Origin of the sequence: Paraburkholderia largidicola, from assembly GCF_013426895.1 — a bacterium.
Taxonomy (GTDB): Bacteria; Pseudomonadota; Gammaproteobacteria; order Burkholderiales; family Burkholderiaceae; genus Paraburkholderia; species Paraburkholderia largidicola.
Map to the genome: position 1 here is coordinate 2,076,880 of NZ_AP023175.1, position 15,164 is coordinate 2,092,043.

Genomic DNA, 15,164 nt, shown 5'->3' on the forward strand with positions numbered 1-15,164 from the left:
CTGGCATCCGCTAGATGTTATTGGTGCTTCAGGCGTCGCCCCTGTGCGGGGCGGCACCTACTTTTCTTTGCCGCCGCAAAGAAAAGTAGGCAAAAGAAAGCGGCTCACACCGCCAGATCTAGTATTTGCCTGAGGGCCCCCACAGGTTCTTACACTTCACACGGCAACAACGTGACCGACGTTCGTTGCCAGCGCTCTTGCAGTGCGCCCCACCCGCTCCACGCGCCCGCACTACAGCACCCCGCGCCTGACATTCCTCTGCCGCCCAGGTGGCAAACTGTGTGTAGGCCCAAGTGCTCCACACGACATACTTCGGACCCGGAAGCGCACGGGGTGCCACCACGTAAGAGTGCCACCTTGTACGACGGCACGACCTACACACAGTTTGCCGCTATAGGGCATAAAACGTTCGCCAAGATCAACTCATAGTGTGGCCGTTTGAAGCGGGTGATGCGTCTATTCAAGGCGTTGGCAACGCACGCGAACAAGATCGCTGCCGCGTGAAGGGTGGGGTCGTTGGGGGCCCGTGGGAAAAGGTCAAGAATTGGCGGTGTTAGCCGCTTTCTTTTGCCTACTTTTCTTTGCGGCGGCAAAGAAAAGTAGGTGCCGCCCCGCACAGGGGCGACGCATCCACACCAAAGCCACAACGCGGATGCCAGCGCAACGGCCAAATCACCAAATCACCAAACCACCAACCCAACCCCTAATCCGCCCGAAGCACAACAGTCCCCAACGGCGGCAGCACCAAAGCAGCCGACTGCGGCCGCCCATGCGCCGCTACCTCATCTGTATAGATGACACCACCATTCCCCACATTAGACCCACCATAAACCCCAGCATCCGAATTCAGAATCTCAACCCACCGCCCCGCCCGGGGCATCCCAATCCGATATCCATGCCGGGGCACTGGCGTAAAGTTGCAAACGGTAATCAACTCACGCCCCGCACCATCCGTACGCCGCCAGGCAAAAACCGAATTCGCACTGTCGTCGCCGATGACCCACTCAAACCCACCCGGCTCGGTATCGAGCCGATGCAACGCGGGCTCCTCGCGATAAAGCCGGTTCAAATCCCGCACGAGCCGTTGCACGCCGTGATGCAACTCGTCATCGAGCAAATGCCAGTGCGGCGACCCATCGTGATCGAACTCGGCCATCTGCCCAAACTCGCCGCCCATGAACATCAGCTTCTTGCCCGGATGGGCCCACATAAACGCAAAGTACGCGCGCAGATTCGCAAACTTCTGCCAGCGGTCGCCCGGCATCTTGCCTAACAACGATCCCTTGCCATGCACGACCTCATCGTGCGAAAGCGGCAGCACGAACTTCTCCGAGTACGCATACACCATCGCGAACGTCATGTTGTGGTGATGCCACTGCCGGTTGATCGGGTCTTCGTGCATGTAGTGCAGCGTGTCGTGCATCCACCCCATGTTCCACTTGAACTGGAAGCCAAGCCCGCCATCCTCGATGCGCGCCGTCACGCCCGGCCATGCCGTCGATTCCTCCGCGATCGTGATCGCGCCATGCACGTCCGGCATATGCTGCACTTCGTGATTCAGCCGCTTCAGAAACGCAATCGATTCGAGATTCTCGCGGCCGCCATAAATATTCGGCACCCACTCGCCCGCCTGGCGCGAATAGTCGCGGTACAACATCGACGCGACAGCATCCACCCGCAAGCCGTCGACGTGATAACGCTTCAGCCACGCCAGCGCCGAGGCGATCAGGAACGCGCTCACCTCGTTGCGGCCGAGGTTGTAGATCATCGTGTTCCAGTCCTGGTGGTAGCCCTCGCGCGGGTCGGCATGCTCGTACAAAGGCGTGCCGTCGAATTCGATCAGACCGTGCGCATCGTTCGGGAAGTGCGCGGGCACCCAATCGAGGATCACGCCGAGCCCCGCCTCGTGCGCGCGGTTCATGAAGCTCGCGAACTGCTCCGGCGTCCCGAAGCGCGCCGACGGTGCGAACTGCGACAACGGCTGATATCCCCACGATCCGCCGAACGGATGCTCGGCAATCGGCATGAACTCGATATGCGTGAAGCCCATTTCCTTCGCATAAGGAATCAGGCGGTCCGCCAGCTCAGACCAGTTCAACGCGCGATGCCCTTCCTCCGCGACCCGCAGCCACGATTCCGCATGCACCTCGTAGATCGAGATCGCGGATTGCGCCGTCTGCTTCGACGCGCGTGTCTGCATCCAGTCGCCGTCGGTCCACGGAAAACGCTCGACGTCGTCCACATGCGCAACGATGGACGCCGTCGCGGGCGGCCTCTCGGTCTGCATCGCGCAAGGATCGGCCTTGAGCGGCAACGGATGGCCGTCGCGTGTCAGCATCTCGTACTTGTAGCGGGTGCCCGCGCCGATACGCGGCACGAACAGTTCCCACACGCCCGCCTGATGGCGCAGCCGCATCGGATGACGACGGCCGTCCCATGAATTGAAGTCGCCCACCACCGACACGCGCCGCGCATTCGGCGCCCACACGGCAAAGCGCACGCCCGGCACGCCATCCACCGTATGCGGCCGCGAGCCCAGGCATTCGAGCACCGCGTACGGATCGCCCCACGCGACGCGCTGCAACGGGTCGTCGCCGAGCACGGGGCCGAACGAATACGTGTCCTCGATTTCCTGAACCGACCCATGCCAGTCGATCCGCAAGCGATACGCCACGGCTTCGCTGACGGGACCTGCGAACAGGCCGCCCGGATGCAGCTGCTCCAGTTCGCCGAGCAGCCTGCCATTGTCGCGCGCGATGACCGACACGCGTGCCGCGTTCGGCAGCATCACGCGCACGACAGGACCGGTGCTCGTCTCGTGCATGCCGAGTTGCGAGAACGGGTCATGATGGCGCGCATCGACGAGCGCATCCAGATCGACGCGATGCAGACCGGCCGCCTCTAGTTGAACGTTGTAGTGCTCACTCATAATCGCCCTCTGATGCTGCGGGAGGCGCCGAGGCAGCCGCCGGCGAATGCGGCGCTGCGCCCGTGTCGCCCAGCAGGCGGCTCGTCAGCGCGGCGAGGCCGCGTACCGGCAAGCCGAGCCATGCTGGCCGGTTGGCTGCCTCGTAGCGGATTTCATAGGCGGCCTTCTCGATCAGGAACAGATCGAGCAACGCCTGTTCGTGCTCCGGCGCGACGAGCGGTTGCGGCGCGGCTTGCGTTGCCGCGCGGTACTCGGTGAGGAACGCTTCGGCAGCGGCGGCGCGGAAGCGTTCGAACAGCGCCCGCTTGCGGTCGGCCGTCATCTGCGGCGCGGCTTCCATCGTCGATTGCGCGGCGGCGCTCGCATACGACAGCGAACGCAGCAGTCCCGCGACGTCGCGCAGCGGGCTCGACTTCGCGCGGCGCTCTTCGAGTTCGCGTGCCGGCTCGCCTTCGAAGTCGATCAGGAAAGCGTCGCCTTGCGCCACGAGCACCTGGCCGAGGTGGAAGTCGCCGTGAATGCGCGTGCGCAGCGCATGCGCATCGGGCTTCACGAGCTTCGACACCGCTTCGACCAGCTTGTCCTTGCGGTCGAGCACGCTGCGGCCGAGCAGTGCGGCATCTTCGCCCAGCTGATCGACGTTCTTCTCTAGTAGTTCGAGCGCGGTGGCAAGCAGTCTCTGCGTGCCGTCGATCCACGCCTGCACCTGCTTGCTGTCGGCGGGTTCGGGATCGAATGCGGGGTTGTCCGAGGGCGACGCGAGCGCGACGTGCAACTCGCCGAGCCGCTTGCCGATGATGCCCATGTACGACGCGTAGCCTTCCGTCGCTTCTTCCTCGTTCACGCGGTCCTGATTCGCCTGATTCTCGTTGTTGGCGCCATCGACCGCGAGCGCGAGTTCGTCGATCGAACGGCGCAGCGTGTCGAGCGCCCAGTTCCACGCGTCACCCTGGTTGTCGACGAAGCCTTGCAGGATGCACAGCGTATGCGGCACGTTCTCCGGATCGACGCGCACCACTTCTCCATATAGCGGCGCGGTGTTCGCGTAGCCGAGCTGCGTCAGATAGCGGCTCATTTCCGCTTCAGGATGCATGCCCTTCAACAGGCGCCGCACGAGCTTCAGCACCACCTTGTCGGCGATCACGAGCGAGCTGTTGCTCTGCTCGGCGGCGAGCCAGCGGATTTCCGGCTGGTCGCCCAGATCGAGTTCGTCGAAACGGTCGGTTGGAATGAAGTGGATCGTGCTCTTCTGCACGGTCGGCACGCCGGCGCGCTCGCGCAGCTTGCGCAGCGTGCCGTAGGCGAACTGCGGCAACGCGAATGCATCCGTCAGATGGCCGACGTTGCGTCCGCGCCGCACCCGCGCCAGCGCCAGTTGCATGAAGAGCGGCGTGGTCGTGTCGGCGCCCCACGTGATCGCGAGCGGCAGCACATAACGCTCGGTGTGATTGCCGACATCCGCTTCGATCTCCGTGAACGCGAAGCCCGCTTCCGGAATGGTCGTGAGCGCGGCGAGACGCACGGCATGCATCTTCTGATCCTTCGATGCGAACCATCTGCGCCGACCCAGCCACGACGGCAGCACTTCCGATTCGAGCAGCCGTACGTTCTCGGGTGTCGGGCCCGCCTGGCCTTCGCGGATCACGATGGTGACGAAATCGGGCAGCGGCTCGGACGGCGCCTGGCTCCATGTCGGACGGCCGCCGCCTTCGCAGAGCAGGAACCACAGGAAGCCGTACGGCGGGAACGTCAGCAGATACGTGAGTTGCCCGATACGCGGGAACACCGAATCCGCCGTCATTTCGATGGGGACGGCGCCGTTGAATTCGGACAGATCGAGTTCGACCGCCTGCGGCGCACGCGACAGATTCGCGACGCACAGAATGGGCGGCTCGCCCGGCAGTTCGCGCAGATACGCGAGGATCTTGCGGTTGCTCGGCTTCAGGAAGCGGATCGTGCCGCGTCCGAACGTGTGCTTCGAGCGGCGCGTCGCGAGCATGCGCCGCGTCCAGTTGAGCAGCGAGTGCGGATCGCGGCTCTGCGCTTCGACGTTGACGGCGTCGAAGCCATACAGCGAGCCCATCACGGGCGGCAGCACCAGTTGCTCAGGATCGGCGCGCGAGAAGCCGCCGTTTCTGTCGGACGACCATTGCATCGGCGTGCGCACGCCATCGCGATCGCCGAGGTGAATGTTGTCGCCCATGCCGAGTTCGTCGCCGTAGTAGATGACGGGCGTGCCCGGCATCGACAGCAGCAGTGAATTGATCAGCTCGATGCGGCGGCGGTCGCGCTCCATCAGCGGTGCGAGCCTGCGGCGGATGCCGAGATTCAGGCGCGCGCGCCGGTCACTGGCATAGGTGTTCCACAAGTAGTCGCGCTCGGAGTCCGTGACCATTTCGAGCGTGAGTTCATCGTGATTGCGCAGGAAGATCGCCCACTGGTTCGTCTCGGGCAGATCCGGCGTCTGCTTCATGATGTCGGTGATCGGGAAGCGGTCTTCGCTCGCAATCGACATGTAGATGCGCGGCATCAGCGGGAAGTGGAATGCCATATGGCATTCGTCTTCGTTGCCGAAGTATTCCTGCACGTCTTCCGGCCACTGGTTCGCTTCGGCGAGCAGCATCCGGTTCGGATACTCGGCGTCGATGGTCGCGCGAATCTTCTTGAGGATGGCGTGCGTTTCGGGCAGGTTCTCGTTGTTCGTGCCTTCGCGCTCGACGAGATACGGCACGGCATCCAGCCGCAACCCGTCGATCCCCAGATCGAGCCAGAAGCGCATCACCTGCAGCACTTCGCGCATCACAGCAGGATTGTCGAAGTTCAGGTCGGGCTGGTGCGCGTAGAAGCGATGCCAGTAGTACTGGCCCGCAACAGGGTCGTGTGTCCAGTTCGACGGCTCGGTATCGATGAAGATGATGCGGGTCTTTTCATACTTCTTGTCCGTATCGGACCACACGTAGTAGTTGCGATGGTTCGAGCCGGGCTTCGCGCGGCGCGCGCGCTGGAACCACGGGTGCTGGTCCGACGTATGGTTGATGACGAGTTCGGTAATCACGTGCAGGCCGCGCGCATGCGCTTCCTGAATGAAGCGCTTCACGTCGCCAATCGTGCCGTAGTCGGGATGCACGCTTTTATAGTCGGCGATGTCGTAACCGTCGTCGCGGCGCGGCGACGGATAGAACGGCAACAGCCAGATCGCGCTGACGCCGAGTTCCGCGATGTAATCGAGCTTCGCGATCAGGCCCGGGAAATCGCCCACTCCATCGTTGTTCGCATCGAAGAACGACTTGATGTGCACCTGGTAGATGATCGCGTCCTTGTACCAGAGCGGATCGTCGGCCAGCGTCGACACCTTGGCGCGGCGCGACGGGCGCGGCTTCGCGGGAGCGGCCTCGGCTGTCGTGTCGGTGAAATGCTGCGACGTGCTTTCGGCGGGATCGTCACGTTTCATATTGCACCTTCGTTGAATGTGTCGGGGGCGGCCCGATGCGTGTCGCTTTCATCGGGAACAGCGTCGCGCGGCAGGCCGGTCGCGGGCGCGATGCGCCAGATCGCGAACGGCCGAGTGCCGGGATTGAGCCGCACGTGTTGCCATCTGCCATGCCATTGAAACCGCTCGCCCGTCATCTGGTCGATCACGTCGATGGTGCCCTGATCGTGCAGGCCCCATCCGTTGAACGTACTCCACGACAACTCGATATCTGCGCCTTGCTCGTTGAACGGATCGAGATTGATCGCGACGACGATCACGTTGTCGCGCGCCGGCGTCGCCTTTTCGAAGAACAGGATGCTCTCGTTATGGGCGGGCAGGAACGTGAGATTCAGATGCGAGTGCAGCGCCGGGTTCGTGCGGCGAATGCGGTTCAGCTCGGTGATTTCGCGCACGATGTTGCCGGGCCGGTTCCAGTCCCATGCGCGGATCTGATACTTCTCCGAATCCAGATACTCTTCGCTGTTCGGCAGCGCGGCGGCTTCGCACAGCTCGAAGCCGCTATACACGCCCCACAGTCCCGACAGCATCGTCGCGAGCGCGGCGCGGATCAGGAAGCCCGGACGCCCTTGCGACTGCAGATGACGCGGGTTGATGTCAGGCGTGTTGACGAAGAAGTTCGGCCGGAAGAACTCGCGCAGATCGGTTTGCGTCAGTTGCGTCAGGTACTCCGTGAAATCGCGCTTCGATTCACGCCATGTGAAGTACGTGTACGACTGCGAGAAGCCGAGCTTCGCGAGCCGCGCCATCACGCGCGGACGTGTAAACGCTTCCGAGAGGAAGATCACGTCGGGATGCCGCGCGCGTACGTCGTTGATCATCCATTCCCAGAACGGGAAGGGCTTCGTATGCGGATTGTCGACGCGGAAAATGCGCACGCCCGCATCGATCCAGAACAGGATCACGTCGCGCAGCGAAATCCATAAATCGGGTTTTGCGTCGCGCGCGTAGAAGTCCGGATTCACGATGTCCTGATACTTCTTCGGCGGATTTTCCGCGTATCGCAGCGTGCCGTCGGGGCGCCACGCGAACCATGTAGGGTGCTGCTTCAGCCACGGGTGATCGGGCGAGCATTGAATCGCGAAGTCGAGCGCGATTTCGAGGCCGTGATCGTGCGCGGCGGCCAGCATGCGCTTGAAGTCGTCGAGCGTGCCGAGCTGCGGATGCACGGCATCGTGGCCGCCCGCTTCGCCGCCGATCGCATACGGGCTGCCCACGTCGTCCGGACCCGGCGTCAGCGTGTTGTTGCGGCCCTTGCGGTTGGCGATGCCGATAGGATGGATCGGCGGAAAGTACAGCACGTCGAAGCCCATGTCGCGGATGCGCGGCAGTTTGCCGATCACGTCGTCGAAGTTGCCGTGCCGATGCTCGTCGTCGCTCATCGAGCGCGGGAAGATCTCGTACCAGCTGGCGAAGCGCGCGCCCGCACGTTCGGCGTCGATGCGATAGATGACAGGGTCGCGCGATAGCCCCGGACGGTGGCGCGCGGCGGCGAATGCTTCCGCCGTCGTGGGCGCCAGCACGATCGCGAGACGCTCGCCCGTGTCCGCCTTCATGAACTCCTTGACGATCGCTTCGAGCTGCTGTCGCTGCGAGCCTTCCACCGTCTCCGTTTCGGCCAGCGCAAGCGCGAACAGATGCTTCGCTTCCTCGACTTCGAGTTCGACCGATTGATCCGCCTTCAGCTTCTTCTGCATGTGATCGACGAGCGAGGCGAAATCGTCGCGCCATGCAATCACCGTGAACTCGTGACGTCCGATGCGTTCCAGCGGAATGCGCGCTTCCCAGATGTCGTTGCCGGCGGGCTGGGCAGGCGTCATCGGCGCTTCGTGCCAGGCGGTTTCGTCGGCGCCGCGCCAGATCACGGCGGCGGCGATCTTGTCGTGGCCTTCGGCGAACACGGCTGCCGTGATGTGCACGCGTTCACCGACGATGCGCTTGGCAGGGAAGCGGCCGTGATCGACGGCGGGCGACACGCTTTCGATCGCGACGCGCGAGCCTGCGATCGCATCGAGCACGCTCTTGTGTCCCGACGTTTTGGTGCTCTTTTTGTCGATGGGCGGCGCGAGCACGATCGGCTTCTCGGCGACCGCGCGGAACAGGCGGCACGCGCCCGGCGCGAGCGTGAACGGAGCGAGCGGCTGCGGCGCGCCGCGCGAATCGGTGCCGAGCTGCACGAAGCGCGTGAAGCCGCCCGGCACGCCGTCGAGCAGGCGCGCAGGGTCGACGCGCACGGGCGTGCCCAGTTCCGGGTTGATCGCAACCATCACCGCTTCGCCGGCATCGCGCAAATCGCGCTGATCGCCGCGCAACAGGATCGCGGCGTGGGTGTCCGGGCCGGACAGCGAACGCAGCTCGCCATTGGTCTGCAGCGACCAGGTGTCGCGGGCGATTGCATTGGCGTGCCGCACGCGCTCGGAGAGATCGAAACGCGCCGCGCCGCGCAGGCTTGCGTAGTGGGCAGCGTCGCCGAGCGTGTGCGAGATCGGCTCGGCGATGCCGTATTCGAAGCCCATCGGCATCATCCAGCCGGTGCCTGTCGACACGGCCGTCAGCAACGCACGGCGATACGCGCGTTCGACGATCGCCGAATCGTGCACGTGTTCGAGATCAGCCGCGAGCCGTGTGCCGTATGGCGCCTCGGGAAAGGCGACGGGCGAGGCGATGCGCATCAGCAGCGCATGTTCGTCGAGCATCCACGGCGCGCGGAAGTCCCACCAGCGCGACGACGAAAACACGGCGTCGAAGCCCACGCCTTCGAGCGCGGCGACGTCCGAGCGCACGAGGCCGGGCGTTGCGGCGAGAAAGCGTGTGGACGGATGGCGCGACGCGCGCACGGCATCGATCAGTCGGCGCCACGCGAAGGTGGGCACGCGGTGCGGCGAATCGAAACGGAATCCGCCGATGTCCGCATCGGCGAGCGCGTCGAGCGTATGCGCCCACCAGTCGAGCAGCGGTGCAGCCGCGTGCTCGTCGTTGAAGTTCGCATACGCGACGTTGTCTTCGTGACGCGCGTGGCGCGGGTCGAGCCGTGCCTCTTCCGGCTCGAACGGATGAAACCAGTCGCGATGCTCGCGAAACAGCTGGCCGTCGGCCGCGGCGCGGTCGATCACGAGATCGACGAGCAGCGTCAGGCCATGCTGGCTCGCGGTCTCGGCGAGACTCTGCAGCACCTCATGCGCGCTCTGGCTGCTGGCGAGCGCGGGGTGCAGCCGCGCATGGTCGCTGACGATCTGCGCATGACCCGCCTGTCCCGGCTGGAACAGCCCGCCGATCAGCACATGATCGAAACCGAGTGCGGCGGCATGCTCGAACTGCGCGGGCCACGCATCCAGCCGTCCGACGAGGGGAGAATGAACGAAGTAAATCCGCGGCGCATAGGCGTGGGGAGCTTCCATCGGTCGTTTCCAGATTTCGTCCTGCTTGCGGCGTGGATGCACCTGGGTGCGATCACGACCGCCTATTAGGCTTCAGAGCCGGATGCCGCGCGATGCGTCCTGCGACGGCGCGTACTGCTCAATGTAGTGCATTGATCGACAGGCGGCGTGTCAGTTCAAAGAGTCTGCGACGGCGCTGCATGTCGTCTGTTCCGGGTTCAATCGACAGGCGGTGATGGAGCAAGCGGTATGCCAGAAAGCGATACAGCAGGGTCAGGACTGAAACGGCGAGATGCGTGCAACGACGGCTGGTGCAGCCTGGTACGGCACGATGAAAAAGATGCGGGCGCGGCGTCGTTCATACGAATGACGCCGCGAAACCGAAGGAAGACGTGTAATTCGGGCGAGTCGTCCGGCGGCTGTTACATGCCATGTTGCCATAGCCGGGGGCGCGCGGCGCTCGAAGGGTCTTGCGCGCGCCCTGGTTTTGTCGGCGCGGGACGTTACGATCCGAGCAAACCCGCCGCCATGTTGATGCACAGCCCAAGCACGGCCAGATTGAAATAGAACGACAGCACCGACTGCGCGAGCGCCGCGCGGCGTATCTCGCGCGAGCGCAGCACGACGTCCGATGTCTGCGATGCGACGGCGATCGTGAACGAGAAATACAGGAAGTCCCAGTAGTTCGGATCGAGCTTGTGGTCGGGAAACTTCAGCGCGGTTTCCTGCATGTCGGTGGCGAAGTACAGGCGCGCGTAGTGCAGCGTGAAGATGGTCGGTATCAGGAACCACGCGCCGATCAGCGTGACGCCCGTCACGACATAGTGCGACACGCCCGTGCTGCCCTTCGACGACGCCAGCTCCAGCACGATAGCGGCGACGCTCGCGACCGTCGCGAGACAGATGATGGCGAGCACGACGCCCGCGTTCTCGTCTGAGCGCCGCGCGATGTCGCGCACGCGCTCGTGATCGGCGCGCGCCATCTCCAGCCACATCAGCGCCAGATAGGTCCACACGGCGACATCCCACGATACCAGCACGCGGATCATCGGGCGCATGTGCGCGCCCGCGAGCAGCACGGCGACCGCGACGCCGAGCACCAAGCCTGCGACCATGCGCGGGCGGTTGCGCAATACCTGTGGATAGACGGTCATGGGCGCGCGCTCCTGGCAGCGGGGTGTGAGATCGGCATGTCTCGATGCATGTTCGAAAGTCGTGGTGAAGGTTGCGGCGATTCTACTGGGGCATGCTGGATGATTTGTCGAAATGGGTGCCGGGACGTTATAGTTTTCCAGCAGTTTTGCTCAGTGGCCTTGCACGCGGCTTTCACCCGTTGCTTCGTTCTCGCGCGTAGCGAACGGCGAGCATGCAAGGGCGGCAGGAATTCTCTGCCGCGCCCGGACATCAGAGACCGCGAGACAGCGGCGCAAGACCAGTTTTGGGGCGGACGCCCGGCGTGCACGCAGGGTTCGGTCAACAGCCGGACGCGGCGCGCGCCAGGCGAATACACACATCATCTGGAGCCCCCATGACAGATGTTGATCGGCGCGGTGCGCGCTCGCCGCGCCGCCGTGCGTGGCTGCTCGGCGCGTTTGCTTCGGCTGCCGGCCTCGCGTTCGCGTCGGCGGCGCGCTATGGTGCGGCGGGCGCAGCGCCCGGCATCATCGGCATTTCGCCCGCCTTCGCCGACACACCGCCCGCAGGCGGCGGCATCGACGCTTTCATCGCGCTCTCCAGCAAGCTCACCGGACACACCAGCTTCGACCCACTGCACGGCAAACGCGCGTATGACGCGCTGTCCAGAGCCGACGGCCAGTTCCCGCAGAACGTCGCTGCACTCAACGCGTGGCTGCAGACGCATGGCGGCGTGCCGTCGGACATCGTCACGCAGGCCTTGCAGGCCGACCAGCCGCATCTTGCGAAGACCGTCAGCGCGATCACCCGGGCGTGGTATCTCGGCCTCGTCGGCGACATGCCGAACGTGCAGGTCATCGCGTTCGAACGCGCGCTGATGTTCGAACCCGTCAAAGACATCCTGACCATCCCGTCGTACTGTCGCGACGTGCCCTTTTACTGGACACACAAGCCGGCGAATGCGTAAGGCGCTGCACCGCCGCTTCTCACTGTGTTCGTGCGTGATGTTTGCGAAACAACAGACAAGCAGACTAAGCCAGCAGACAAATAAGAGGGCACCGAAGAGGCAAGCATGGCAAACGCAAATTCCGCCGACGTCGTGGTAGTCGGCTCGGGCGTGGCGGGCAGTCTCGTCGCGCATCAGATGGCGCTCGCGGGCGCGTCGGTGATCCTGCTCGAAGCCGGGCCGCGCCTGCAGCGCGGGCAGATCGTCGAGAACTTCCGCAATTCGCCTGCAAAATCGGACTTCGCGACGCCGTACCCGTCGACGCCTTACGCGCCGCATCCGCAGTACTCGCCCGCCAACAACTATCTGATCCAGAAGGGCGACTATCCGTACAACTCGCAGTATGTGCGGCTGGTCGGCGGCACGACCTGGCACTGGGCCGCGGCGACGTGGCGTCTGCTGCCGTCGGACTTTCAGCTGAAGAAGCTGTACGGCGTGGGCCGCGACTGGCCGTATCCGTATGAAACGCTCGAACCGTGGTACTACGCGGCCGAAGTGCAACTGGGCGTGTCCGGCCCCGATGCATCCGTCGATCTCGGCTCGCCGCGCTCGAAGCCTTATCCGATGACAGCGCTGCCGCTGTCGTACATGGACCAGCGCTTTTCCGTCGTGCTCAACGCGAACGGCTTCAAGGTCGTGCCCGAGCCCGTCGCGCGCAACAGCCGTCCGTACGACGCGCGCCCCACGTGCTGCGGCAACAACAACTGCATGCCGATCTGCCCGATCGGCGCGATGTACAACGGCATCGTGCACGCCGACAAGGCCGAACGCGCGGGCGCGAAGCTGATTGCGCAGGCCGTCGTCTACCGTGTCGAGGCGGACAACAAAGGGCTCATCACGGCCGTTCACTACAAGGACCCGAACGGCAACAGCACGCGCGTCACGGGCAAGCTGTTCGTGCTCGCGGCGAACGGTATCGAGACGCCGAAGCTGATGCTGATGTCGACCTCGGACGCGTTCCCGCATGGCATCGGCAATAGCTCCGATCAGGTCGGACGTAATCTGATGGACCATCCCGGCACGGGCGTCACGTTTCTCGCCAACGAATCGTTGTGGCCGGGGCGCGGGCCGATGGAGATGACGTCGGTGGTGAACTTCCGCGACGGCGCGTTCCGCTCGGAGTACGCAGCGAAGAAGCTGCATGTATCGAACGGCGTGCCGACCATGGCGATCACATCGGCGCTGCTCAAAGGCGGCATGACGGGCGCGGAGCTGGACCGGCAGATTCGCGACCGCGCGGCGCGGATCGTGACCATCAACAGCTTTCACGAGCATCTGCCCGAGCCGCAGAACCGCATCGTGCCGTCCGCCGATCACAAGGATTCGCTCGGCATTGCGCAGCCGGAGATCTATTACTCGATCAACGATTACGTGAAGAAAAGCGCCGTGCACACGCACGAACTCTATGCACAGATTGCCGGGCTGTTCGGCGGCACCGAGGTTTCGTTCGACGATACCTTCGCGCCGAACAATCACATCATGGGCACGACGATCATGGGCAGCGATGCCGCCAGTTCCGTGGTGGATGCCGACTGCCGCACGCACGATCACCCGAACCTGTTCATCGCGAGCAGCGGCGTGATGCCGGGCGCTGCGTCGGTGAACTGCACGCTGACGATCGCGGCGCTGTCGCTGAAGCTCGCCGACAAGCTCAAGCGCGAAATCTGAGGACCTGTTTGCCGATGAAACGATCAGACGGATACGGCGGCGACCTCGATGCGACGGTTTTCTCCGCGAGCCGGCGCGCGGCGCTCAGAGCGCGCCGTCGCGTATGGAAGATGGCGGCGTTCGCGGCGTTGTTCTCGTTGTTCGCGCTGTATCTCGCGTGGCTGGAAGCGTACGACGCGCAGCCGCGCCACGCCGACGAATCGCCGCTCGGCGAAGCCGTCGCGCAGGCCAGCGCGCCTGCGGGCGGCGTATCCGGCCCAGGCCCCGATCTCGTCGGGCGCGGCGAGTATCTGACGCGCGCGGGCGATTGCATCGCGTGCCATACGTCGGACACTGGCCGTCCGTTCGCGGGCGGCCGCGCGATCAGCACGCCGTTCGGCACGATCTATACGCCGAACATCACCCCCGATCCGGACACGGGCATCGGCCGTTGGACGGACGCCGACTTCATGCGCGCGATGCACGAAGGCATCGGCAAGGACGGCCAGCGGCTTTATCCGGCGTTCCCGTATGTGGAGTACACCCGCGTCACCGATCAGGACGTGCAGGCCATCCGGGCGTACCTGAACACGGTGGTGCCCGTGCGCTACACGCCGCCATCGAACGATCTGCGCTTCCCGTTCAACCAGCGCTGGCTGATGATCTTCTGGAACCTGCTCAACTTCGACGAAGGGCGCTTCGTGCCCGATCCGAAGCAGAGCGCCGAATGGAATCGCGGCGCGTATCTGGTCGAAGGGCTGGCGCATTGCGAGGAATGCCACACGCCGCGCAACTTCACGCAGGGCCTGAAAACGGGCGAACGTCTGTCGGGCGCGATCCAGGCCGGCTGGCACGCGTACAACATCACGCCGCACAAGACGAGCGGGATCGGCGGCTGGTCGGATCAGGAGGTCGCCAGCTATCTGTCGACAGGCATTGCGCAGGGCCGCGCGAGCGCAGCGGGACCAATGGCCGACGTGGTCTCCAACAGCACGCAGTATCTGAACCGCGAAGACCTGCGCTCGATCGCCATCTATCTGCGCGCGCTCAAGCCCGTCGACCGGGGCGAGTCGCGGGCGCGCGCCGAATGGGGCTCGGCCGCGAGCGACGCCGTCGCGTTGCGCGGCATGCGGATCGACGGCGTGAACGGCGCGCAACTGTTCCTCGCGAACTGCGCGAGCTGCCACCACTGGACGGGCGAGGGCGTCGGCGCGAGCGCACCGGGCGCGTATCCGTCGCTGATCCATAACAGCGTCGCGGGTGCGAGCGACGCGAACAATCTGGCGATGGTGATCCTGCACGGCGTGCATCGCACGACGAAAGACGCTGACGTGCTGATGCCCGCGTTCGATCGGGAACTGAGCGACGCGCAGATCGCCGCCGTCACGAACTACGTGACGAAGCAGTTCGGCAATCCCCGTTCGACGTCGAGCGCGGAGGAGGTCGGCAAGTTGCGCGCCGTGCCGCAGTGATCGGGCCGTGATCGTGGCGACGGGAGCCGACGTCTTGGCGGTGCAAATGCGGAGAAGCCTGCAAGCGCCTATGCGTGGCGCACGAATCCGGCTCACGAAAGGCGTCCGA

The 15,164-nt window shown here is 64.4% G+C and carries 7 protein-coding genes; 3 read left to right on the forward strand and 4 right to left on the reverse strand.

Features of this window, described 5'->3' with window-relative positions; translation table 11 throughout:
• Positions 1-703: 703 nt before the first annotated feature.
• The 4 genes from glgB to PPGU16_RS25960 form a co-directional block, all read right to left on the reverse strand.
• Positions 704-2,929 (reverse strand): 1,4-alpha-glucan branching protein GlgB, encoded by a 2,226-nt coding sequence (glgB, locus tag PPGU16_RS25945; RefSeq protein ID WP_180723251.1) that lies wholly within the window; start codon positions 2,927-2,929, stop codon positions 704-706.
• Positions 2,922-6,380 (reverse strand): maltose alpha-D-glucosyltransferase, encoded by a 3,459-nt coding sequence (treS, locus tag PPGU16_RS25950; RefSeq protein ID WP_180723252.1) that lies wholly within the window; start codon positions 6,378-6,380, stop codon positions 2,922-2,924. Before treS ends, glgB begins: the two co-directional genes overlap by 8 nt.
• Positions 6,377-9,817: a maltotransferase domain-containing protein gene (locus PPGU16_RS25955; RefSeq protein ID WP_180723253.1), complete on the reverse strand. Its 3,441-nt coding sequence runs from the start codon at positions 9,815-9,817 to the stop codon at positions 6,377-6,379. The genes treS and PPGU16_RS25955 overlap by 4 nt, the downstream gene beginning before the upstream one ends.
• 482 nt (positions 9,818-10,299) lie before the next feature.
• Positions 10,300-10,950 carry a DUF1345 domain-containing protein gene (locus PPGU16_RS25960; RefSeq protein WP_180723254.1) on the reverse strand — a complete coding sequence of 217 codons (651 nt, stop codon included), beginning with the start codon at positions 10,948-10,950 and terminating at the stop codon, positions 10,300-10,302.
• A gap of 374 nt (positions 10,951-11,324) precedes the next feature.
• On the opposite strand from PPGU16_RS25960, the gene PPGU16_RS25965 reads away from it, so the two are divergent.
• From PPGU16_RS25965 to PPGU16_RS25975, 3 genes are all read left to right on the forward strand, one after another.
• Positions 11,325-11,897: a sugar dehydrogenase complex small subunit gene (locus tag PPGU16_RS25965; protein ID WP_180723255.1), complete on the forward strand. Its 573-nt coding sequence runs from the start codon at positions 11,325-11,327 to the stop codon at positions 11,895-11,897.
• 105 nt (positions 11,898-12,002) lie between these two features.
• Positions 12,003-13,604 (forward strand): GMC family oxidoreductase, encoded by a 1,602-nt coding sequence (locus PPGU16_RS25970; RefSeq protein WP_180723256.1) that lies wholly within the window; start codon positions 12,003-12,005, stop codon positions 13,602-13,604.
• A 14-nt stretch (positions 13,605-13,618) separates the two neighbouring features.
• Complete coding sequence (locus PPGU16_RS25975) at positions 13,619-15,055, forward strand: cytochrome c (protein ID WP_180723257.1); 1,437 nt, start codon at positions 13,619-13,621, stop codon at positions 15,053-15,055.
• The last annotated feature ends 109 nt before the right edge of the window (positions 15,056-15,164 follow it).